The sequence below is a fragment of the Pseudomonas migulae genome (genome assembly GCF_043225285.1).
GTDB classification, from domain to species: domain Bacteria; phylum Pseudomonadota; class Gammaproteobacteria; order Pseudomonadales; family Pseudomonadaceae; genus Aquipseudomonas; species Aquipseudomonas migulae_C.
The window spans coordinates 5,130,362-5,152,785 of record NZ_CP171224.1 but is presented as its reverse complement, the minus strand read 5'-3'; the positions used below and the strand labels follow the sequence as shown (position 1 = coordinate 5,152,785).

19 protein-coding genes are annotated in these 22,424 nt (G+C 59.7%); 9 read left to right on the top strand and 10 right to left on the bottom strand.

Annotated elements, in window-relative coordinates; translation table 11 throughout:
- Positions 1 to 42: 42 nt before the first annotated feature.
- Genes ACF6ZU_RS23635 through galE form a run of 3 tightly spaced genes read left to right on the top strand, consistent with a single transcriptional unit; the run spans position 43 to position 5,205 of the window.
- Positions 43 to 1,578, top strand: a complete 1,536-nt coding sequence (locus ACF6ZU_RS23635) for an O-antigen ligase family protein (RefSeq protein WP_392887506.1) — start codon at positions 43 to 45, stop codon at positions 1,576 to 1,578.
- A gap of 4 nt (positions 1,579 to 1,582) precedes the next feature.
- Positions 1,583 to 4,183, top strand: a complete 2,601-nt coding sequence (locus tag ACF6ZU_RS23630) for a glycosyl hydrolase family 5 (RefSeq protein WP_392887504.1) — start codon at positions 1,583 to 1,585, stop codon at positions 4,181 to 4,183.
- A 44-nt stretch (positions 4,184 to 4,227) separates the two neighbouring features.
- Positions 4,228 to 5,205 (top strand): UDP-glucose 4-epimerase GalE, encoded by a 978-nt coding sequence (galE, locus tag ACF6ZU_RS23625; RefSeq protein ID WP_392887502.1) that lies wholly within the window; start codon positions 4,228 to 4,230, stop codon positions 5,203 to 5,205.
- 44 nt (positions 5,206 to 5,249) lie between these two features.
- Here galE and ACF6ZU_RS23620 read toward each other — a convergent pair whose 3' ends face one another.
- From ACF6ZU_RS23620 to ACF6ZU_RS23600, 5 genes are all read right to left on the bottom strand, one after another.
- Positions 5,250 to 5,981, bottom strand: coding sequence for a CpsD/CapB family tyrosine-protein kinase (locus ACF6ZU_RS23620; RefSeq protein ID WP_392893892.1), 732 nt, complete (start codon positions 5,979 to 5,981; stop codon positions 5,250 to 5,252).
- A 69-nt stretch (positions 5,982 to 6,050) separates the two neighbouring features.
- On the bottom strand, positions 6,051 to 7,610 hold the full coding sequence (locus tag ACF6ZU_RS23615; RefSeq protein ID WP_392887500.1) for a GumC family protein: 1,560 nt from the start codon (positions 7,608 to 7,610) through the stop codon (positions 6,051 to 6,053).
- A gap of 20 nt (positions 7,611 to 7,630) precedes the next feature.
- Complete coding sequence (locus ACF6ZU_RS23610) at positions 7,631 to 8,746, bottom strand: hypothetical protein (protein ID WP_392893890.1); 1,116 nt, start codon at positions 8,744 to 8,746, stop codon at positions 7,631 to 7,633.
- Positions 8,747 to 8,772: 26 nt separating this feature from the next.
- The gene (locus tag ACF6ZU_RS23605) at positions 8,773 to 9,330 is read right to left on the bottom strand and encodes a polysaccharide biosynthesis/export family protein (RefSeq protein ID WP_392887498.1); all 558 of its coding nucleotides are present in this window, start codon (positions 9,328 to 9,330) and stop codon (positions 8,773 to 8,775) included.
- 395 nt (positions 9,331 to 9,725) lie between these two features.
- A complete protein-coding gene (locus ACF6ZU_RS23600) occupies positions 9,726 to 10,223 on the bottom strand; it encodes a hypothetical protein (RefSeq protein WP_392887496.1) in 498 nt (165 codons plus the stop codon).
- A 298-nt stretch (positions 10,224 to 10,521) separates the two neighbouring features.
- Between ACF6ZU_RS23600 and ACF6ZU_RS23595 the strand changes: the two genes are divergently transcribed.
- Positions 10,522 to 10,923, top strand: coding sequence for a hypothetical protein (locus ACF6ZU_RS23595; protein WP_392887494.1), 402 nt, complete (start codon positions 10,522 to 10,524; stop codon positions 10,921 to 10,923).
- Positions 10,924 to 11,125: 202 nt separating this feature from the next.
- Entirely contained in the window at positions 11,126 to 11,410 is a 285-nt protein-coding gene (locus ACF6ZU_RS23590) for a DUF3303 domain-containing protein (RefSeq protein WP_392887492.1), read from the top strand.
- Positions 11,411 to 11,518: 108 nt separating this feature from the next.
- Here ACF6ZU_RS23590 and ligD read toward each other — a convergent pair whose 3' ends face one another.
- The 3 genes from ligD to ACF6ZU_RS23575 are packed head-to-tail and all read right to left on the bottom strand — an operon-like array spanning position 11,519 to position 16,456.
- Positions 11,519 to 14,077 (bottom strand): DNA ligase D, encoded by a 2,559-nt coding sequence (gene ligD / locus ACF6ZU_RS23585; protein WP_392887490.1) that lies wholly within the window; start codon positions 14,075 to 14,077, stop codon positions 11,519 to 11,521.
- Positions 14,078 to 14,088: 11 nt separating this feature from the next.
- A complete protein-coding gene (locus ACF6ZU_RS23580) occupies positions 14,089 to 15,072 on the bottom strand; it encodes a methyltransferase (protein WP_392887488.1) in 984 nt (327 codons plus the stop codon).
- A 10-nt stretch (positions 15,073 to 15,082) separates the two neighbouring features.
- Positions 15,083 to 16,456 (bottom strand): iron-containing redox enzyme family protein, encoded by a 1,374-nt coding sequence (locus ACF6ZU_RS23575; RefSeq protein WP_392887486.1) that lies wholly within the window; start codon positions 16,454 to 16,456, stop codon positions 15,083 to 15,085.
- Positions 16,457 to 16,649: 193 nt separating this feature from the next.
- Here ACF6ZU_RS23575 and ACF6ZU_RS23570 point away from each other — a divergent pair, with 193 nt between their 5' ends.
- Entirely contained in the window at positions 16,650 to 17,090 is a 441-nt protein-coding gene (locus ACF6ZU_RS23570) for a cupin domain-containing protein (RefSeq protein ID WP_392887484.1), read from the top strand.
- A 67-nt stretch (positions 17,091 to 17,157) separates the two neighbouring features.
- On the opposite strand, the gene ACF6ZU_RS23565 is transcribed toward ACF6ZU_RS23570, so the two are convergent.
- Positions 17,158 to 17,877: a tellurite resistance TerB family protein gene (locus ACF6ZU_RS23565; RefSeq protein ID WP_392887482.1), complete on the bottom strand. Its 720-nt coding sequence runs from the start codon at positions 17,875 to 17,877 to the stop codon at positions 17,158 to 17,160.
- Positions 17,878 to 19,055: 1,178 nt separating this feature from the next.
- Between ACF6ZU_RS23565 and pcsA the strand changes: the two genes are divergently transcribed.
- The 3 genes from pcsA to ACF6ZU_RS23550 all read left to right on the top strand — a co-directional run bounded on the left by pcsA (position 19,056) and on the right by ACF6ZU_RS23550 (position 21,362).
- Complete coding sequence (pcsA, locus tag ACF6ZU_RS23560; protein ID WP_392887480.1) at positions 19,056 to 19,778, top strand: phosphatidylcholine synthase; 723 nt, start codon at positions 19,056 to 19,058, stop codon at positions 19,776 to 19,778.
- 6 nt (positions 19,779 to 19,784) lie between these two features.
- Complete coding sequence (locus ACF6ZU_RS23555; RefSeq protein ID WP_392887478.1) at positions 19,785 to 20,171, top strand: DUF488 domain-containing protein; 387 nt, start codon at positions 19,785 to 19,787, stop codon at positions 20,169 to 20,171.
- A gap of 264 nt (positions 20,172 to 20,435) precedes the next feature.
- Positions 20,436 to 21,362, top strand: a complete 927-nt coding sequence (locus ACF6ZU_RS23550; RefSeq protein WP_392887476.1) for a universal stress protein — start codon at positions 20,436 to 20,438, stop codon at positions 21,360 to 21,362.
- Positions 21,363 to 21,607: 245 nt separating this feature from the next.
- Here ACF6ZU_RS23550 and ACF6ZU_RS23545 read toward each other — a convergent pair whose 3' ends face one another.
- Positions 21,608 to 22,420, bottom strand: coding sequence for a class I SAM-dependent methyltransferase (locus ACF6ZU_RS23545; protein WP_392887474.1), 813 nt, complete (start codon positions 22,418 to 22,420; stop codon positions 21,608 to 21,610).
- Between the last annotated feature and the right edge of the window lie 4 nt (positions 22,421 to 22,424).

Below are 22,424 nucleotides of genomic sequence, written 5' to 3'. Positions count from 1 at the left end.
ACTAGTATCTGTCATTCACCCATCAAGCAAGCCAGATAACCCATGCCTGAACACATTCGCGCGTTAGTCGTCATCCTGGTGCTTGCCGGCGTTGTCTTTGCCATGGCACGCCGGGCGGCAGTCGATCTGATTCCTCAAAACGACTTCACCCGTCGGCGCAATCTGTGGTTCGTGCTGACCATCCTGGCTTTTATTTCCCATAGTTTCTGGGTGTATGCAGCCGTCACGACGGTCATCCTGAGCGTCGCACAAAAACGCGAACATAACCCCGTTTCACTGTTTTTTATTCTGATGTTCCTGGTCCCGCCAGCCCAGGCGCGAATTCCCGGCTTCGGCCTGATGAATTATTTTTTCGACCTCAACTATGTTCGGCTGCTGGCGTTGTGCGTCCTGCTGCCAGCGTTTTTCTCATTGCGCAGGCGAGCCGACACACTGGGGTTCGGGCGTACCTGGCCAGACAAGCTGCTGGCCGCCTACCTGATCATGACGAGCCTGCTTTTACTGCGCGAAACCACCGTCACCGACACGTTGCGCCAGACGCTCTACCAGTTCACCGACGTTTTCCTGCCTTACTACGTCGCCAGCCGGGCGTTGAAAAACCTCAGCGACTTCAAGGATGCGCTGCTGGCCTTCGTCCTGGCGGCCATGGCGATGTCACTGATCGGGCTTTTCGAATTTGCCCGCAACTGGCTGCTCTACAGCGCACTCATCAATGCCCTGGGCATGGAATGGGAAATGTCCAGCTACCTGAGCCGAGGGGGCTTGCTAAGGGCCAGCGTCACCACCGGTCAGGCGATTGCGTTGGGACTGGTCATCAGCACGGCGATCGGTTTCTACCTGTTTTTGCAGGAAGGCGTGCGCAGTCGCCTTCAGCAACGCCTCGGTGCTCTCCTGCTCGCCGGCGGACTGTTTGCGCCGCTGTCCCGTGGTCCGTGGATTGGTGCAGCGGCGATGCTCATGGTCTACATCGCCACCGGCAGGAGCGCGGTCAAACGCCTGATGCTGCTGGCGCTGGTCGGCGTACTCGCCCTCCCCGTGCTGGCGATCGTGCCCGGCGGGCAAAAAGTGCTGGACCTGCTGCCGTTCATTGGTTCGGTGGATGTCGAGAACATCACTTACCGCGAACGCCTGCTCGACAACTCCATGATCGTTATCCAGCGCAACCTCTGGCTGGGCGCCTTTGACTACCGCAACACGCCCGAAATGCAGTCCATGATTCAGGGCGAAGGGATCATCGACATCGTCAACACCTACCTAGGCGTGGCGCTTTCCTACGGTTTGATTGGATTGGCGGCTTTCGTGGGCTTTTTCGCTACGGCGCTGTACGGCATTCGCAAGGGCATGCGCGCGTTCCCCAACAAAGACGATGAAATGCGTCGGCTTGGACGAGCACTCTTCGCGACGCTCGCTGGCATATTGGTCACCATCTTTACCGTCAGCAGCATCACGGTGATCCCCGTGGTGTACTGGTCGGTTGCCGGACTGGGCGTTGCTTATGCCCAGATGGCGCGAAACCTCAAGCGCAGCAAACACACCTCGCCTGCAGTCACTGCGAGTGCCCACCTCCAACTCCGGTAAACCCATGGCCCATTTTTTCCGCCGCACCCGCTTGCTGCTTCCGGTTTTGTTGTCTGTTGTTGTCTGGCCACTGAACACCTGGGCTTCCGACTGGGTCGCCAGTGTCGATGAAAAAAGCGGCCTGCCCACCCTGATGTATGGCGGCAGCCCCGCCATGGCGTCTTCGTTCGTGTTCTTTGAAAGCAACTACGGCTGGACGTCTTTTCCAACGAAGTTCACGACCAACGCCCCCTACAACTACTCCCTCGTCGGCCAGAACCAGACGCTGGATTTCGATCTGGCTGCAAAAATCCGGAAGGAAGGTGCGCAGCAACTGACCTGGGATGTCGCCCTGGACGCACGCAGTGCGAAGCCGGACGTGATCGGTGGCGGTTTCGTGTTCAACTTCGACCCGGCGCTGTTCAACGGGGACATGGGCAAGCCGGTCTTACTGGCCGACAACAAGGGTTGGGCCTGGGGCAATGCACAAGGCCGACGCGTCGAAATGCGTTTCGAGCCGGCGCTGGCGCGTGTATTCCTTGAACCGGGCGATGGCTCTGAAATACGGGCTTTTTTCTACAAAGACTCGATCAAGCCCGGCCACCAGAACTTCAAGGCGACCCTGACCGTCTCCGGTGACGTGCCCCTCGGCCCCACCACCAGCGAGCGTTTTGGCCTGGCCGATCCAAAAACCTGGCCGACCGACAAGATCGACTGGAAGACCTCGCCGGTCGACCTGACCTTCCTGAACGCCAGCGAAAAACCGGCCGGCAAACGCGGCTTCGTCAAAGCCTCCGGCGAGCAGCTGGTGTTCGCCGACAATACGCCGGCGCGCTTCTGGGGCACCAACGTGTCGGCTTACGCACTGTTCAGCACGCCGGAGGATGAGATCAAGCTGCAGGCCAAACGCCTGTCCGCACTGGGTTTCAATCTCGTGCGTCTGCACCACCATGATTCCCCGTGGGTCGGCCCGAATATTTTCGGCGCAGCGCCCAATCCTGACACCTCACGCCCCAGCCCGGAGTCGCTGAAAAAACTCGACTGGTGGATCAAGTGCCTGAAAGACGAGGGCATTTATGTCTGGCTCGACATGCACGTCGAGCGAGCGTTTACGGCCAAAGACAACATTTATGGCTTCGAAGAGATGCCAAAAGATGAACATGGCAACGCCGGCCTCAAAGGCTATAACTATGTGAACATCACCATTCAACAAGCGATGAAGCGCTTCGCGGCGGACTACCTGACCCACGTCAACACCTTCACCGGCCTCGCCTACAAAGACGATCCGGCGATCGCCGCAATGCTGATCACCAACGAAAACGACCTCACCAATCACTTTGGCAATGCGTTGCTGCCAGACAAGGACGTGCCCAAGCACAGCAAGGTTTACATGGCCGAGGCACAGGCGTTTGCCAGCCAGCACAAACTGTCCGCAAACCAGACCTGGCGCGCCTGGGAGTTTGGCCCCTCGAAAATGTTCCTCAACGATCTGGAACGACGTTTCAACGTCGACATGATCAAGCACATGCGTGATCTGGGCGTGAAGGTGCCCATCGCCACGACCAGCAGCTGGGGCGGAGATGGCCTCAACGCCCTGCCGGCCCTGACCTCCGGCGACATCATCGACGTCCACAGCTACGGCGGCGTGGGCCAGCTCGAGAAAAACCCGCTCACCACCCCCGGCATCGTCAACTGGATCGGCGCCGGCCAGGTGACCGGCAAACCACTGACCGTCACCGAGTGGAACAGCGAGCCCTTTCCGACACCCGATCGCCACTCGGTGCCCCTCTACATGGCCGGCACCGCCAGTTATCAGGGCTGGGATGCGTTGATGCAATATGCCTACACCCAGGATGGAATGACCGGTGGGTGGATGACGGTCGGCAACTGGAACGCCTACAACGACCCTGCGCTGCTGGCCACCCTCCCCGCCGCCGCCCTGCTTTACCGCCGCGGCGACGTCAGTGAGGCGAAGACCACCTATGTCTTCGCGCCGACGCCGGCAACCCTGTTCAACCAATCGATCAAACCCACCGACTCCGTGTTGCTGCGCACCGCCATGGAGAAAGGCAAACTGCAAATCGCCATGCCACAGACACCGGAACTGCCGTGGCTGCAGACGGGTGCGAGCGCGAGCGATGCCCAGGTGTTTCATGATCCTGGCCAGTCGCTGCTGGACGCCAATGCCAGCGAGTCCATTTCCGACACCGGTGAACTGAAGCGCAACTGGAAACGCGGCGTTTACACCATCAACACGCCGCGTACCCAGGCAGCCACCGGCTGGATCGGTGGCGAGTCGATCAGCCTCGGCAACATTCAAGTGAATGCGACGACTGCGAACGCCAGTGTGGTGGTGCAAAGCCTGAACGACACGCCTCTGGGCCAATCCCAGGACCTGATGATTTCGCTGGGTGCCCGCGCCGTTCCAAATGAAGAAGAACGACCACCCTATTATGTGGAGCCACTGGCCGGCTCGCTGAGCATTCAGGCACCGCCGGGCTTGACGTTGTTTACCGCGCAACTGAAAAAGCTGCCCGCCACCTACGCGGATGGCCGCTACACCATCAAGTTCGATGGACAGCAGGCATCCGGCTGGTTGTTTTTAAGGAAAAGTGCTGCTCGCTGATGTCAGAATGTGCGTTTGCACAGTATTAGCTCCAGGAGGACAGGATGAATTTTTTGGTGGTGGGTGGCGCAGGTTACATCGGCTCGCACATGGTCAAACAGCTGCTGCGCGCCGGCCACGACCTGGTGGTCGCCGACAATTTTTCCACGGGCTATCGCAGCGCATTGACGGGCGGGAAGCTGGTCGAACTGGATATCGCCGACTCACAGGCCCTTGACGATCTGTTTGCCGCTCATCATTTTGACGCGGTGTTCCACTTCGCTTCATTCATACAGGTCGGCGAATCCGTTACCGAGCCGGCCAAGTATTATCAAAACAACCTGTCCGCCACCCTGACGCTGCTGCAAGCCATGGTTCGTGCGAACGTCAGGAATTTCATCTTTTCCTCCACCGCTGCCGTTTATGGCGACCCGGTGTATGTGCCGATCGACGAAGACCACCCGAAGGCTGCAATCAATCCTTATGGCCGCAGCAAGTGGATGGTCGAGCAGGTGCTGGAGGATTTCGATCGCGCCTATGGCCTCAAGTCGGTCTGTCTGCGCTACTTCAACGCCGCCGGCGCAGACCCTGAAGGCCAGCTGGGTGAACGCCATGAACCGGAAACCCATCTGCTGCCACTGATCCTGCAGGCAGCCTCTGGTCGACGCGCGTCCATCACCGTCTACGGTCGGGATTACGACACGCCCGATGGCACCTGTATTCGCGATTACGTCCACGTCGCCGACCTGGTCGCAGCACACGCACTGGCCGTAGATTATCTGTTGGCTGGCGGAGCAAGCACGGCGTTCAACCTCGGTAACGGCCAAGGATTTTCGGTGCAACAGGTGATAGACACCGCACGCCGGGTGACGGGCCAGGATATCCATGTAAGCTATGCGCCGCGCCGCGCCGGGGATCCGCCACGCCTCGTAGCCGACCCCAAAAGGGCCAACGCAATTCTTGGCTGGCAACCGCAGTACGCGTCACTCGAACAGATCGTGACGCACGCATGGGCCTGGGAAAGGAAACACCCTTGGCACTAGGCATCAGCGCTGTCGCGTAATGCCCGGCGCCAGGGGGTGACGCTCTAGTAGTAAGAGCGGTTTTGCGGTTCGGCCTTGTTCAGCACCGTACCAATCAGATTGGCAGCCCCCAGGTGATGCAGGCTTTCCTCGATTTCCTTGTTGCTGTTCATGCCATTGGCAACCACCAGCAACACGCAATCGAATTTCGGCAGGACGGTGATGACATCGTCCGAACTCAGGATGGGCGGCAGGTCGAAAATCACGATCCGCGAGTTGTAGCGTTCGCGCAGATCGGACACCAGGTCACTCACCTCTGGCGATGACAGCACCTCGGTGGAGAGAGGGATCGGCTCACGAGTCGGCAGAACCACAAAGCGCGGCAAGGTCGGGTTGACCAGCACATCATGCAGCTCGGCTTTATTGCTCAGCAGTTCGTTGAGCGATTGCTCCATGGGCAAGCCCAGGCAAGCCCCCACCGTAGGACGACGCAAATCGAAGTCCACCAGCAGTGCAGTCTTGGTGGTGTGGTGCGCGATACTCATTGCCAGGTTGATGGCCAGCACCGTCTTGCCGGCCCCGGGTGTTGGCGAGGTGATGGCCAGCGTGCGCCAGCCATTCTCTTCCATGATTTTCAGAACTTGCGTACGCAGCAGATCGAAAGCCCCGCCCATGTTCGAATTCTTGTTGTACGCGACAATGCGGTGGCGCTCGAGGTGGTCGGGGCGCAACGGGACAACCTTGGTTTGCACGTAACTGAGCGCATTCAGCCCCGCTGACTGCCCGGTCGGTGTCATCGCTTTCGACGAGGTCGGTTGCTCGGCCTTGTCGGCATCGGGCTTGATAATGTCCATCACTATAATTCCTTATGCAAACCGGCCCAGAGCTTTGAAAATCAAAAGATCCAGGGGCATGTAGAGGAAGTGCAGCAGCACCAGGAAGATCGCGAAAATCACGAGTCCACTGATGAGCAATCGCACTCGCCATTGCTTGCGGCGTGCCAGTTCCGCTCGGGTGTGAATGTAGGGAATGGAGACCAATACACGTTTGCCCAGCACGCTGGCCAGTGCTTCCGCACCTCGTACCCGCGGGCTGATCAGCTCAAGCAGCATCACCAGTGCACCGGCGCCCACGGGGGCGAGAACCAGCCCCATCGCAACCACTTTCTTGCGATTCGGTTTGATCGGCCTTTCGGGCATCAGTGGTGATTCGAGAAGAACAAACCGCTCGGCTTTGTTTTCCTGTTCCAGGCTTTCGGAAATTCTTGCGCTCATTTCCTTGGCGCGCATTTCCTCATACTTCTTCTTCGCGTTCTCATGATCGCGCATCAGCGTGATCAGGCCGCGCTCGACCTGAGGCGTTTCAATAATCTGTGCTTCGTACTCGGATATTTTCTTCAGCGTCTGCTGTTTCTGATCGGCCAGCGACTGGATACGCGCCTGGGTGGCGGCGATCTGCGTCTGAGCCTTGGCTACGTCCATGCTGACAGGCGCGGCCGAACTTCCCGCCAACGACTTGTTCGCCTCAAGTGCGGCAATCTTGCGTTTCACGGCACGCACATCGGGGTGAGCTTCGGTATACAGCGTCAACAAACGGGCATATTCCGCCTTGAGGCTGCCCAGATCCTGTGGCTTGTCAGCGGCGGCAACTGCACCGGGCTTGGCCACGCCCGCAGCAGCGGAGGTCAGCTCCAACTCGTTGAAACGCAGTTCCTCACGAGCCGACTTGTAATCACGCTCGACCTCTTTGAGCTCGGTTTCGGCGCGCGCCAACATGCTCATGCGCAACTCTTGGTGCTCGGGCAGCGCATCACTGTGCTTCTGCTTGTAGTCCGCCACCAGATTGTCCTGGGCGTTCAGGGCAACCTCGAGCTTGTCGGCCTCTTGCTTGACGAACTCGGTGTTTTCACTGGCGCGCTCGGTGCGCTGCCTGATGTTCTCATTCAGGAACAGCGTGACCAGTTCGTTAGCCACTTTATTGGCGATTTCTGGCGAACGATCCTCAAAGGAAAGACGAAACGCGATCGTCACTTCACCGCGCCCCTTGACCGCAGCGCTGACGAGCGTGACGCCAATCGCGTTGCGCATCTCCTCGACTTTATCGGAAACGCTCAGTTGCCGGCCCGACGCAGAGAACAGATTGTATTTGTCGATGATCGCAACCAGATTTTCACGGGTCATCACACGCTGGCGAATGACTTCGATGCGCTCGTCGGCAAAGGTGTTGTTGTTCGCGGCGACCAGATCAGGCGAGATCTGCTGCGATTCGATCAGAATCGTGCCGGATGACTCGAACGTGGGTGGGAGGGAGATTGCGACTGCAACGCACGCACCGAGTATGACCGCGCCGCTGATGATCAACAGCAGAGCATGGTGCTTGATGATAGCGATGTAGTCGTTGACCGACATTTCGTATTCAGAGGCCATATTTCTCACACAACAGAATTTCAGAAACCGGGGTAACTGTAAGTTACCGTCAACCCGACGACGTTTGCAGTAGCATCCGGCAAGCTATCCTGCTGGCGCTCTTTGTATGTGTAGGATAGGCGTGCGATCCAAAAAGGCGAGAGCTCCTGACTAAACCAGGCGCTGTAATTGCGCAGGGTGTTAGGCGTCTGGCCCTTGGAGTCTTGCCAGGAGGCAGCAAAACCGGCGCGTCGGGTCTCATCGATGGCATAGCTCCAGATACCGCTCAAACTATCCACCTCGACGAAACCACCGTCACCGCTGGCAATGGTATTTCGACTGGCGTCGACGCCCGCATCCACACGTTCACCGCTGTAGTTCAAGCTCAGACCGCCCTGCGCACTCGGACCGCTGTCCGCATTGGATTCCTCATTGACCCCCACGTACACCGTCCCCCTGAGCCGCTCGGAGAACTGATAGTTCATGCCGACATCGGGGGTGTAGCTGTTCGAGGAGACCGCGGTCAATCCATTATCGGGCTCATAGCGCTTCACGCCCAAACGGGTGAACAGCTCCATGCGCTCGCTCCACGCATAGGTATAGCTCACGCGGTTCGACAGCTCGTCATAATTGGTCAGTGAATCAATGTCGTAAGTGACGTGCCTGTATTCGATGTCGTTAGACAGGGTCCCGCGCTCGCTCAGCGCCGTGCGCCAATTGCCCTCCAGCGACGTCATCTTTTGCGTGCCATCGGGAACGACTACGCCGGTTTCCTGAACCGTCGAGGACAGCGTCGAGCTTTCTTCATACCTCGCCGTCAGCCCGAAGGCGCCGGTTTCAGTCTCGCGTTGCCACCCCAGCTTCAGCCGGGGATCTTCACGGTCCGTGACAATTGACGTATCGGACGAACGCACGACGTACACGCCGAGGCCGAACTGGAATTCATCCCGGCCGGACGTCCCCACGAGATTGAAATCGGGCGCGATGATGGTACGCGTCACGCCCTTCTCGCCACTGGTCGCCAGCGTCGGATTGCTGTCGTACTCGACCGTCGAAGGCACCGCGATGGACGATTGCCAGACAGCCGCCTGCGCCATACCAGAACAAGGCAGGATCAGGATTGCCGTTGCAATCCGGGTCGTCCTCAGCGTATGCACGATAATCCCCCGAACATCGCGCAAGGCTAAGGCACTACCAGCGTATCGCCGGCCTCTAGAATGTAGTTGGTGGTCATGTCGCTACCGGACATCAACTCGCTGTAATCGACGGGCAGGATCTGTTGTTTCGACCCATTGAGCCGTACGACCTTGATGTCATTCTTGGCAGCAAACTTGTCGAGTCCGCCCGCCATGCTCAACACCTGCAGCACCGACGTCCGGCCTGTCAGATGGACACTGCCGGGCTTCAGCACCTTGCCCTGCACGTAGACAAGATTGCCTTCAGTGCCCGTGACAACGACGCTCACCTGGGGATCAGGTATGTACTTGACGAGTTTGGCGGCAATTTTTTCTTCGACAGCGGTGGTATCCAGACCCGCTACGTCGACCTGCCCAGCCAATGGAAAGGTAATGCTGCCGTTGGGAAGAACGATGACATCCTGTTTGAGCTTGTCTTCGCCCCAAACGGAAACCGCAAGCTTGTCACCCGGACTCAGCCGGTAAGCCGCGTCGTTTTCGGCCGCATTGGAAATGTTTGGTACTACTGCCAGTGCGCAGACCACTGGTAACCAGAAACGCAACATCGGGATCCCTCCGCCTAGATAGCCTTGCAAGGAGTTTTGCACAAAAACGGGAGCAAATCACGCTCACGCATGCTCACGTCGAGGAAACGTTGAAGGAGCGGTTTTTCGAGTTTGACGGCGGCCAGTTTATGCAGGCCCAAGGAGAGAACGGCCTGTATGGCAGGCATCGGGAAAGGGAGTTTTTTACATAACAGCAACTTGTAATCAAACATATTGCCCCCGATGCTTGTACGCCAAATTAATAGCACCCTAATCTTCAGAGTCCGTCATTCAGCAACTACATCGCCAAACACACTCAATAAAGCTTTTATTACGGTGCCACTATAAAAGTATCAAATTGATATCAAGCGCTACTGCCCTTGCTATATATAGTCATCAACAAAAGCGTAACGCCATTAAACCTTCCGGCGATTGGCGACCACTACAAAACCCAACAGTGCGGACGAGAACAACCAGGCTGCTGCAGGCAGCGAAACCGCGTTCGGTTGATTGACGAAGGCTTCGGATACACCACCCAGAACCTTACTTTGCGCATCTGTATTCGCCGCGAATTTGCTGTTGGCAAGTTCCGCCATTAATCCGTCGCAGGAAGAACTATTGACGGTCGCCCCCACTTTGGAAGCCGACTCAACGAGGCTGTTTAACTGATCTTTTGTATTATCGGTGAAGTAAGTATCACCGACTGAAGTTGGAGCGCCGAGGCCCTCACCGACAGTAAAGGGAGCCCCACCCTGTTTTTCAACGGCCATGCCCACCTGAGCACCGGATTCTTCGCAGGAATTGCCTATGCGACTAATTTCATGGGCCAAATTGCTCGCCTGCGCAGTGGCAATCGCCGCACCATTAAAGAGCACCGACAACAAAACGCATTTTAGGACAAGTGACTTACGCATAAGACCGCCTCCCTGCACACTGAGGTTTTTTCTGTTGTCGGACGAAGGAATCGCTACCGGTTTTGAAGCAGACTATAAGCACATAGCCAGTACGTCAATAGCCCGTCACGACAATAAAATAAAATAAAAAACCGTAGCAGATGGCGTCAAATTAACGACGTTAAAGGCCGTTCGAGGATGGGCGCGCTATGCCTATGAATTGCTTCAGAAGTGGCTTTTTTCCCCCTGCCTCAATGACGCGAACCTGTCATAAAAGGCTATGGGCAAATCGTCGCAGGGCGCTCTATGATTGAGCGCTATGACAACCTCGCTGCCGATCCGCCAACCCTGCCCGCCCGGTGCCTGCACCTGCGAGCGTGAACCGCTGCTGGAAACACCGGGCGCGGATCTGCGTATCCTGTTTTTGACGCGTGCCGAGGAAAAACGCCTGATCGAACGCCTGGAAAACCTCCAGAGCCTGAGCGACCTCGAACGAATGCAGCAGCGGATGTTCGAGCAACTGGGCATCCGGGTAGAGATCGCACCCGGTTTCAACGAAGTCCGCACCATGCGTGGTATCGCCATCACCATCGGCGAACAGCCGGGCCTGTGCCGCAAAACCCGCCAGGCAATCCCGACCGCCATCCGCCACGGTCTGGAGAAGCGCCCGGAAATCGCCTACGAACTGCTGAACGCCAACGACCTGCTGCGCGACGCTTGACGGCCGATCGCCCTGCCGCCTTTTCCACTGCCACGAAAGAGGATCAGCGGTCATACGCGAACCGCCGCGCGCTGCTATGCCTTCTCCAGGAGAAATGGTTTCTACCCCGTCAGGATGAGAGGGAAACAGGCGTGGCCGTGGTCCCGGCGCCAGCCAGGCGCGCGAAGAGCAACAGGTGCCAGTCCGTAGCAGGAGGTGGCAAATGTTATTCATGGTCAGTTGGTCGATCTGCCCGGAAAACCGTAACAGCGTGATCAAGCGCTTCCTTGAAACCAAGGGGGCACCGCCCGCAGGCGTCAAAATGTTGGGCCGCTGGCATGCAGTTGGCGGCTCAACCGGTTTTGGCGTCGCCGAAACCGATGACGTCGTACTGATTCAGAAGTGGGTGCTGCAATGGAATGACCTGATGGACATGCACGTCCATGCGGCGCTCACCGATGAACAGGCTGCGCCGCTGCTGGCGGCGGTCGTCGCCGGCAAACAATAAACGAGGCCGGTATGGCGAGCCTGTGGGGCATTGTCTCAGGCGGGATTGGTGTCGACTGGGATTGCCTCTTCGCGAGCAGGCTCGCTCCCGCAAGAGCGGCGGTGAGAGCTATTTTTTCATGCCGACCCGCCGGCGCATGTCGGCAGTGATGCTCTGCCTGGTTTTCCTCAGATCAGCCCAGGGCTCATTCCCTACTTCAGCGAGGCGTTCATGCACAGTGTGGATGTTCCACTGATTGCCGCCCTTGAGCTCGCCCACCTCTTCGCGAAAGATCGGCACTGACACCGGCAACCCTTCGCGAGTGCGCGCGGCGTAGGCACAAATCGTCGTGGCGCCGAGGCCGTTGCGCAGGTAGTCGATGAAGATTCGCCCTACCCGGTTCTTCGGGCCCGACACTGCGGAAAACCGCTCCGGCAACAACTTGGCCATATGGCTGACGATGGCATGGCTGAAATCCTTCACCTCATCCCAACCCAGCTTGCGGGTCAGCGGCACTACCAGGTGAATGCCTTTGCCGCCGCTGGTCTTCAGGAACGCCTTGAGCCCCAGCTCATCCAACACCGACAGCGTCAGTTGTGTCGCCTCGACCATGCTTTTCCACGGCAGCGCCGGGTCCGGGTCGAGATCGAGGACAAAGCGGTCGGGCTTGTCGAGATTGGCCGAGGTGGCGTTCCAGGTGTGCAGCTCCACGGTGCTCATCTGCACCGCACCGATCAAGGCTTCGGCGCTGTTGATGATCATGATCGGCTGGCCGGTGAGTTCCTTGTCCAACGTAGTGATACCCGGAATGGCCAGGCGCTCGGCGTTCTTCTGGAAAAACAGCTCGCCGGCAATGCCGTCCGGCGCGCGAACCAATGCCACGGGACGGTCCTTCAACTCCGGCAGTATCCATTCAGCGACACTGGCGTAATACTCCGCCAGTTGCACTTTGGTGGTGCCGCTGCTGGCGTCGATGACCCGGTCGGGATGGGTAATCCGCACTTTGCCTTCACCCAGTCCGAGTTGTGACGGGGCCGGTGCCGCTTTGCTTTTGGCGGCAGGTTTGTTCTTCACCACGTTGGGGCGCTCCTCAGTGATGTCTTTGGCCGGTTTGTCGTCGCGCAGGCCATGGAACACGGCATGACGCACCGAACCGTCTTTGGTCATTTCGGCGAAGGCGATTTCCGCCAGCAGAACGGGTTTGAGCCAGTGCACACCTTTCGCGTCAAAGCCGCTGGGTGGATTGACCACCGAAGGCTTCTTCGCCCGCAACGGCTTCAGTTGCTCATAAATGCTTTTAAGTGTCATCTCATTGAAGCCGGTGCCCACCTTGCCGGCGTAACGCAGCTCACCGCTGTCCCGGTCATGCAAGCCCAGCAGCAGCGCGCCAAACGCGTGGCGCGACCCCTTCGGATCGGTGTAGCCGACCACCACGAACTCTTGTCGATGTTTGCACTTGAGCTTGATCCAGTCGCTGCTGCGCCGCGACACGTAAGCCGATCCCAAGCGCTTGCCGATCAGCCCTTCCATACGCATCTGACAGGCGCTGTTGAGCAGGGCCTCCGGTTCTTCAGCAAATGCGTCGGAGAATCGCAACAACGGGTCTTCACCGGGTTTGAGCACGGTCGCCAGCGCTACCCGCCGCTCTTCGACTGGCACCTCACGCAGGTCGACGCCATTGAGATAAGGCATGTCGAACAAGTAGTAAAGAATGTTGCCGCTGTTACCCGAGTCGAAGGCATTTTGCAGCGCCTGGAAGTCCGGCACGCCCTGCTCGTTGGCGACAACCATTTCGCCGTCGAGCCAGGCGGACTCGAGTTGCAGCGCCGCCAGCGCCTCAGCTTGCCTGGGCAATTTGTGCGTCCAGTCATGGCCGTTACGGGTGAACAGCCTGACCTCGCCATGATCGATGCGGGCCATGATCCGGTAGCCGTCGAACTTGATCTCATAGCTCCACTCGCCATCCGGAGCCTTCTCCACCAGCGTCGCCAGCTCGGGTTTGATCAGGTCCGGCAGTTTCGCTTTGTGCGCGCCGGTCAGTTGCGCCGACTTCGTCTGGGCCGCCACCTTGCGCGCCGGTTTCTTGATGGGTTTTGGCTTGCTGGCGGCTTTCGATTGTTTTGGCACGAGAGTCCGGTCACTGAGCACGCTGTCCGGTTCGGCGGTGACCACGTCGTAATCGCTTTCAGGCTTGGCCGCGCTGTCCTGATGCTTGATCAGAAACCACTGTTCCTGCTTGCCCGGCATGTGCGTGCGCACCAGGTTCCACAGGCCGCCGAGCTTTTCGCCCTGCAATTCGAACTTGAGCTTGCCCTTGGCGTAGGCCTTGGCCGGGTCTTCCTGGGGAATCCACACGCCACGGTCCCAGACGATCACGTCACCGGCACCGTAATGACCTTCGGGAATGCTGCCTTCGAACGTGGCGTAATCAATCGGATGGTCTTCGACGTGCACCGCCAGGCGCTTGACCTTGGGGTCCAGCGACGGGCCTTTGGGCACCGCCCAGCTTTTCAGCGCACCATCGAGTTCCAGGCGAAAGTCATAATGCAGGCGCGAGGCGTCATGTTTCTGGATGCAAAACTGCAAGGCGTGATCTTTCGTGGTTTTCCTGGCCGGGTGTTTGGCGGCCGGTTCGGAGGTCGCCGAAAAATCGCGCATGCGGTTGTAGTCATCCAGATTCTTGCTCATGGCTTACTCCCTCAGGCTGACTCGACGTGGCCGCCAATGCCCGGTCCGATCCGGGTCACGACCAACGCGACCACCGCAATCCGCTCCACCCGCTGGTAGCCGGGCGTCAACAGCTCTTCGCCGAACACGTCGGGGTCGATTTCGTGATAGATCCAGCCAAACCGCGCCGTGTCCAGGTACGGCGTCAACGCGGCGAGGAATGGATCACAACCGTCGACCATCGCCACGCCGGTGTACAGCACCAACGAACCGCCGGGGTTCAACCGGTTCAACGCCTGCTCGACAATCCGCACCGACAATTGCGCACCCAACGCCCCGCCACCGTGGCGATAGGCGCGTTCGGCGGGATCGGCCATGTAGGGCGGATTGGCGACGATCAGGTCAAAACTGCCATCGACATCCTGCAGCACATCACTGGCTTCGATACTGACGTTGGCCACTTCGGCGAGCGCGGCGTTCACTGCCGTCAGGCGCAGCGCCGCCGGGTTGATGTCGACCGCCAGCACCTCGGCGTCCCTTCGCGCACGGGCAATCACGATGGCACCGACACCCGCGCCGCAGCCAATGTCCACGGCGCGCCTGATGGGCGCGAAATTCTGTTGCAGATGGCGGTGAATCAATTGGGCGAAACGGTAGGTGTCAGGACCGAAGAACACGGCGTCGGCGCTGTCGGTGGGGAACCCGGAATGCACGAACAGCAAGTCATCGAGACTGGACCAGCGCACGTGGCTTTTCAGCCGGCCATTGCTCTCTTCGAGCACCCCCGCCTGTTGCAATTGGCGCTGTTCGTCCGCGGACAACAGGCCCGGCTCGAACGACCGTGACCAGCCGAACACTTCGCGCAGCGTGCGGGCGCTTTGGCCGAACGCGCGGTCATTGACTCGCTGGTGGGTGAGCGGAGTTGGCGTGACGAAGCGATAACCGTCGGCCTGCAAGCGCCGTCCCAATTGCAGCAAGGCCAGATCGGCAGCATTCAACTGTTGTTCCAGATTCATGCCGGGCCCCCTAGCGCAGGATGGATTTGAGTTCGATGAACCGACGTGTCGCCATCAGGCCGGCAGGATGGGCGTGTCGATGGGCGGACAGCCACGGGATCAACGTCTGCATTTGCTCGGGGGCCGCCCGTCCTTCGAGCGCGGATTGCAGGGCCTGGATATCGGGATCATCGGCGGGCAGGTCGGCTTCGACTGCGCCAGGTGTGCCGCGACGAAACGCGGGCGATGAATGCTCTGGCGCCCAGTCGCCGGCGATCCAGTCGTGCAACAGTTGTTTTTCATAAGGGCTGAACACACCGAACATCGCTGCGCCGTCGCCCTGGATCAGTTGCCAGAAGCGGCTCTGCTTTGGGTCCTGATGACGTTTGATCCAGCCCTTGTTTTCCAAGGCGGCGAGGAAACCGGGGAGTTGTTCCGGCGCCGACAGCCATTGATTGACTGTCTTGCCTTCAAACCGGCAATAGTCGGAATGCATGTGCTGGCCGAAAGGACGTTTGCGCTCCAGCATGCGCAGCACTTCAGCATGCAGATCGAACGATTCGATGATCGCGCGGCTGCCCTGCCCCAGGTCGTTGAGCCGGTAACCCAGCGAAATCCGGCGCAGGAAATCTTCGCGATCACCTTCAATCGGCAGCAGTTGCAGTACCGACTGCACGGCTTTATGCGCATGCCCGGTGCTGGCATTGTCGATCGTCACGTGCAGCGTGAAGTAGTAAGGATCGATGCCCAGTTCAGCGAGTTCATAGGCGCTGATCAGCAAGTGCAGCGGCAGTTGTTCGTAACCCAGGTTGTAGCCGATCACCTCGGGCAAAAAGGCGTCGGCGCTTTCGCCCAGCGCCAGTTGAATGGCGCCTTGCAGGTAACGTTCGTCTTCGATGGCGCCGGTGCCGTCAACACCCAGCTCTGCCAGCAGTTTTCGGTAGATCACCACATGGTTCTGCGCCGGGTTGCCCTCACCCAGTTCTTCCAGGTAAGTGCCGATCAGCCCTTCGAAACGCGGGTCGCGCCAGCGCGGCAACAGGCCGTACAACCAGGCCCCGTCCACGAGCTTCGTCGGGCTGACGGCTTGCAGGAAATACAGCGCGTGCGCCTTGTTGCTGAAGAACTGCCGTGGACCACCTTGCTTGCGCGCGCTCAGGTAATCCGCGTACTGGCGTGCGACGTCGGCGCAGTGCTGTTCGACGAAGGATTGCAGGGCCGACACGTCCTCCGGCATTTCCTTGGGCAGGTCCGCCGCCCGTTGCAGCTGGGTTTCCAGAACGGATCGGGCGAGTGCCCGGCGTTGCTCTGCATCGTCGCCCAGCAGCAGCTGTTCATAGCAATGCTTCAGGCTTCCGGTGGTCGGGACGGCGTGTCCGGTTTCGAGGCGTGTCAAGGCAGTCATGGGCGCATCTCTCGCTCTTGGGGCAATGGCAGGACGCTCAATCAACACGTCTCTACATCAGCAGAGCGATTGGCCCGGAGAAAAATTCAATCGGGGTTGAGAATGCCCTGACAGACGGGCCTGCACCGCCGCAGCCGGCGTGAACGGGAGTGAATATACTCAAGCGGTGTGGGTTCCCCTCCGGAGAGCAATCATGCGAACGGTTCACGTCATCCGGCCCGACCAAACCCCGGGACCGGTCAATGTCGTTGGCGAGGCGATCACCATTCTCGCGGGCGGCGATCCGGGTAAACCCTTTGAGATGCACATTCAGGAAGGTGTTCAGGGTGGCGGCCCACCCGCGCATTTTCATCCTTGGGATGAGGCTTTCTATGTGATTGACGGCCAGGTGGAAGTGACGGTCGAGGGCACTGCCACCACGGTTTCGGCGGGCGGTTATGTGCATATTCCCGGCGGGACGATTCATGCTTACCGGAATGTCAGCACGACGGCTAAGATGATCGGCGTGGTGTCCGATCCCCGGGGTGGGCGGTTTTTTGCGGCGGTGGATCGGTTGAGGATGCCGGAGGATTTACCGCGGATACTGGAGATTGCCGAGGCGCATGGGGTTACGTTTTTGGTTCCGAAAGGTTGATGCAGGATTCGAGGGCGCTATCGCCAGCAAGCTGGCTCCGACAAGAGCCAGCTTGCTGGCGATAGATTTAAGCAACACCACCCTTGGCCTGCTGCTCCAGGTGCACCTGCAATTCCGGATCAATCTGCAACGCCGCCGCCAGTTCATCCAGGTAGCTGCGCTCGGCGTCCTGCTGATCGTCCACCAGCATCACGCTGGCGAGGTACATTTCCGCCGCCATCGCCGGGTCCGTCGCCGCCTGCGCGACATCGGCGGCATCCAGCGGCCGGGCGACTTCGTCATCCAGCCATTGCTGAAGCTCCGGGTCATCGGTGTGGCGGCCGATTTCCGTGCTGATCATCTGTTTTTCGGCATCATCGATCCGGCCATCGGCCTTGGCTGCTGCAATGAGTGCGCGCAGGACGGCATGGCTGTGATCCTCGACTTCGGGGCCGGACAGCAGATCCACGGTGCGCGGCGCCTGTTGCGGTGCCGCTGCCTGGCTGCGTTGCCACGCCTGATAGGCCTGGAAAGCCATCATGCCCAGGGACGCCAGCGCCGCGTAGTTGGTGCCGCCGCCCGAGCGCTGTTGGGTCGAACCGCCCAAAGCTGAGCCACCGCCCAGCAAACCTCCGAGCAAACCGCCCAGGCCGCTGTTTGCGCCGCCACCGCCACCGCCGCCGAGCAGGCCGCCGAGCAATCCACCCAGGCCGCCGCCGATGCCGCCTTGAGGTGCGCCGCCTCCCTGCTGTGTCATCGAGCCTTGTCCGGCTCGCAGGAGTTGTTCGAGCAAATCGCTGGTGTTCATGACGACGTCCTCATCGGTTGGAGTTATCCAGTCAGGCAACGATAGTCCTCGTACGCGGTTGCGCCATTACCGTTTGGCTGACGTCTCTGTCCTTTCTTTAATACTGAAGTTGGTTATTGGGGGGTTGGTGTACATATCCGTTGCTGCGGTGATGGCGGCTATTGGTTTCGCCCTTACGGCGAGTTACTTGGAAAAGCGCCAAGTAACCAAACGCTTTTGCCCCTTTCGTTCGGTGCCTCGCCCAGGCTCGGCATTCCCTCGCTCCGGTCCTGCTCCGTGGGCCCGCCGCCATCGGCCATCCATGGCCGGGGGCGGCTAACCCGGTATCCATGCCGGGTTGCCCACTGCGCAGAACCTCCACTCAGCCTCTCGAGGGGGCGACCACCGCCACAACCGCCGAGGCGGCCTTAAAGCCGACCTGGCTCTCCGCTTGACCGCATTCCCCCTGTGGGAGCGAGCCTGCTCGCGATGGACGTTAAGGATGACGCGGGCTGTCTGGATTCACACGTTGCCCGGGCATTTTTCGCGAGCAGGCTCGCTCCCACAGGGGATTGGGTTCACACGATCAAAATTGTAGGAGCCAGCTTGCTGGCGATGGTCGTTAACGATGACGCGGGCTGTCTGGATGTATGCGGTGTTTGGGCGTTTTTCGCCAGCAAGCTGGCTCCTACAGGGGGCCGCGTACGCTTTTGATTTTCACCACTCATCAGGCCGAGCGTTAGCTCGCCTTGGCTTTTGATCTTGCGGTGCACGCCCCCTCGAGAGGCCGAGTGGAGGTTCTGCGCAGTGGGCACCGCGGCAAGGATGCCGCGGTAGCCGCCCCCGGCCATGGATGGCCGATGGCGGCGGGCCCACGGAGCAGGACCGGAACGAGGGAATGCCGAGCCTGGGCGAGGCACCGAACGAAAGGGGCAAAAGCGCTTGGTTACTTGGCGCTCTTCCAAGTGACTCGCCGTAAGGGCGAAACCGCCAGTCGCCGTTACCGCAGAAATGGATATGCACACCGACCAGCACAAACATTAATCCAGAGTATTTTTTGCCACCCCAGCTAAGATTTACAAACGGTGAACCTTATTCGCGAATTCCCGGTCGATACCTGCAACCCCGACCCGGTTCGCCGCCGCCCTCGATCAACGAGGGTGATGACTGGCTTGCTTCACTTTCTGGAGAACGCCCCCGTGATATCCACCCTACACATCGCCAGGCTCAAAGCATGGGGCGCCCATGGTTTTACTGCCACGGGCGTGGTCACCGCCTTCCTCGCGACGCTCGCCCTGCTGGAAAACCAGCCCACCAACTGCCTGCTGTGGCTGGGCGTCGCCCTGATCGTCGACGGGCTGGATGGCGCGCTGGCGCGCAAAGTCAATGTCCAGTCGGTGCTGCCGAGTTTCGACGGTTCGATCCTCGACCTGGTGATCGATTACCTGACGTATGTGTTCATTCCGGCGTTGTTCATCTATCGCTACATTCCCCTGCCGGACTACACGTTGCTGCTGACCGTGTCGCTGATCCTGGTCTCGTCGTTGTTCTGTTTCTGCAACGTCAACATGAAAAGCAAGGACAACTACTTCCAGGGCTTCCCCGCCGCCTGGAACGTGGTCGCGCTGTGCCTGTACATCATCGCCCCGTCGCCATGGATCACCCTGCTCACCGTCATCGGCCTGGCGCTGCTGACCGTGACCCGGATGAAGTTCCTGCACCCGTTCCGCGTACGCCGGTTCATGCCGATCAACATCGCCGTAACCGCCATCTGGCTGCTGTGCAGCTTGTCGCTGGTGATCAACCACCCGGTGATCAACCCGCTGGTGATGGGGCTGTGGCTGCTGATGTCCGCGTACTTCCTGGGGATCTGCATCTGGCGTACAGCACTGGAGTGGTTTGACGGCTCGCGGCACCGGTAAATCGTCATGCCCATCCATATTGTGCAACCCGGTTCCCCGCGCCGGCCTGGTGAAGGGCTGCGCCTCGGCACTGTGCGCCGCCCGCCAAGGGGCGTGCCGAAGGCCGAGTTTGCCAGCCGTGACTTTTATGATGTGTGGCAACCGCTGCTGTCGCCCAGTGCGGAGCTGGTGGCAGAAGCGAAAGCTGCGGCAGACGAGAAGGCCTGGGACGGGTTTCGGCGCAAGTTCAAGGCTGAGATGAATCATCCCGCCGCCAGCCAGTTGCTCGACTTGCTGGCCGCTCTATCCCATCAGACTTCGATGGCCGTCGGGTGCTACTGCGAGGACGAGGCGCACTGCCATCGCTCCGTTTTGCGTGAGTTGCTGGTGGCACGCGACGCAAAGGTTGTTTAAAGCATCTTTTGTAGGAGCCGGCTTGCCGGCGATGACGGCCTTCAATTTTGCGTTGATTTCACTGACGCCATCGCCAGCAAGCCGGCGCCTACAAGGGTGCGCGTGGTTGTCGGGAGGGGGTTAGCGCACGAACGCCCCTCTGACGGACAGCCGCTTGATCATGGTCAATACTTGAAGGATTGAATGCCTGTCGAATGAATGCATCTCGGGCGGTTGAGTCCCGGCAGATGCCGCACCTGCTCGTTGATTCACGGGAGGTTTGTCATGTCTGAGCAATCACGTTTCATGCTGGTCGCCTCACCCCTGATGGAACACAGCCCCGCCTTCGACCGGGCCGCGGCGCTGGCCAAGGCTGAAGACGCGGCGCTGCATATCGTGGCGTTCGATTATCTGGAAGGTCTGGCGACCGCCAGCCTGGTCAATGAACAAGCCCTTGAGCAGATGCGCCTCGGTTACATCGACCGACACCGGCAATGGCTTGAGGACCAGGCCCGGCCTCTGCGCAAGATCGGCGTGCAGGTCACCACCGAGGTGACGTGGGTCGAACATCCGCTGGAAGAAATCCTGATTCACCTCAAAGAACAGCCCATGGACGTGCTGATCAAGGCACTGGAACATCAGTCGAGGCTGTCACGCCTCGTGTTCACCCCTCTCGATGTCCATTTGTTGCGCGAATGCCCGGTGCCGTTGCATTTCGTCAGTCACGCGATACATGCCCTGCCCCGGCGGATCGTGGCGGCGGTCGACCCGTTCCATCGCGACGATCACTATAAAAGCTTCAACGACCGCATCCTTCACGAAGCGTCGAAACTGGCGAGCGCCTGCAACGCCGAGCTGGACGTGGTGTACGCCTACGACCTGTCGTCCATCAGCGCCGACGAGTTCGGCTTCGACAACGGTTCGGCGTTCTTCTCCTCGACCAAGGCCAGGACCCTGTTCGATTGCCAGGAAGAAGCTTTCCACGAACTCGCCGAACGCAACGGCATCGCCCCGCAGCAGCGGCACATGATCATGGGCAGCCCGGCCAAAGTCCTGACGCGCTATGCCGACGCCTTTGATATCGACGTGATCGTCATGGGAAGGATCGGCCATCGCGGCCTCGGACGGCTGATCGGCAGCACGGTGGAACACCTGCTGTACAAAATGCCATGCAGTGTCTGGGTGGTGTACACCGAACGGCTGGACGAATAAGCGAACGCAGGCTCGTCTAGCTTCACACGCCCCCCTGTAGGAGCCAGCTTGCTGGCGATGGCGGTCTTGAAATTTGTACAACCCTCTGGGACGCCATCGCCGGCAAGCCGGCTCCTACAAGGGATCGGGAGTGCCGGGATTCACACAAAACCCTGTAGGAGCCAGCTTGCTGGCGATGGTATGCCAGCCAAGGAGATGTCGACTGACACTCCATCGCCAGCAAGCCGGCTCCTACAAAGTGTGCGTCAGCGCCTTGTGATCACCACTTCAAGGTATTCGCTCGGCACCACCAGCGACTTGTCTCCCGCTCGGTTCAGGCGGTTGATCAACTCGGTGAGATCATCTTCCAGCGCCTTCGCCCCTTCCGGTGGCAACGCCGCGAACGCTTTGTGCACCGGGCCGTACCAGGTGCGGAACGTGTCGATGAAATGCGCCGCCGAGCGATAACGGAAGTTGAAGAACCGGCGTGTCACCTGAAGCAGGAAATCCCGCTCATCGAACTGCGAATGCAACCATGCCTCGCTTCCCCAGTTCGACGGCGGCTGCGCTCCCGGTGGTGGCGGCAGGTGGCGGCCCAGGGTCTTGAACATCTGGCCGACAAAGCCTTCCGGTGTCCAGTTGGCCAGGCCGATCCGCCCGCCTGGGCGGCAAACCCGCGCCAGTTCGGCGGCGGCCTTGGGCTGGTCCGGGGCAAACATCACACCGAAGGTCGACAGCACCAGGTCGAAGCTCCCCGCCTCGAACGGCAGCGCTTCGGCATCGGCCACCTGGAAGGTCACTTCCAGGCGTTCTGCCCGGGCCCGGTCTTCGCCGCGCTCCAGCAGTGCGGCCACGTAGTCGGTGGACGTGACATGCCCGCCCCGACGCGCGGCGGCCAGCGTGGCATTGCCGTTGCCGGCGGCGACGTCCAGCACGCGCTCGTCGCACAGCAGGTCGCAGGCTTCGGCGAGCTGCTCGCCGACAATCTGCAGGGTGGTGCCGATCACGGCATAGTCGCCACTGGCCCAGGAGGCCATCTGACGGTTTTTCAGGGCAGTGAGATCAATGGGTGTACTCATTAAA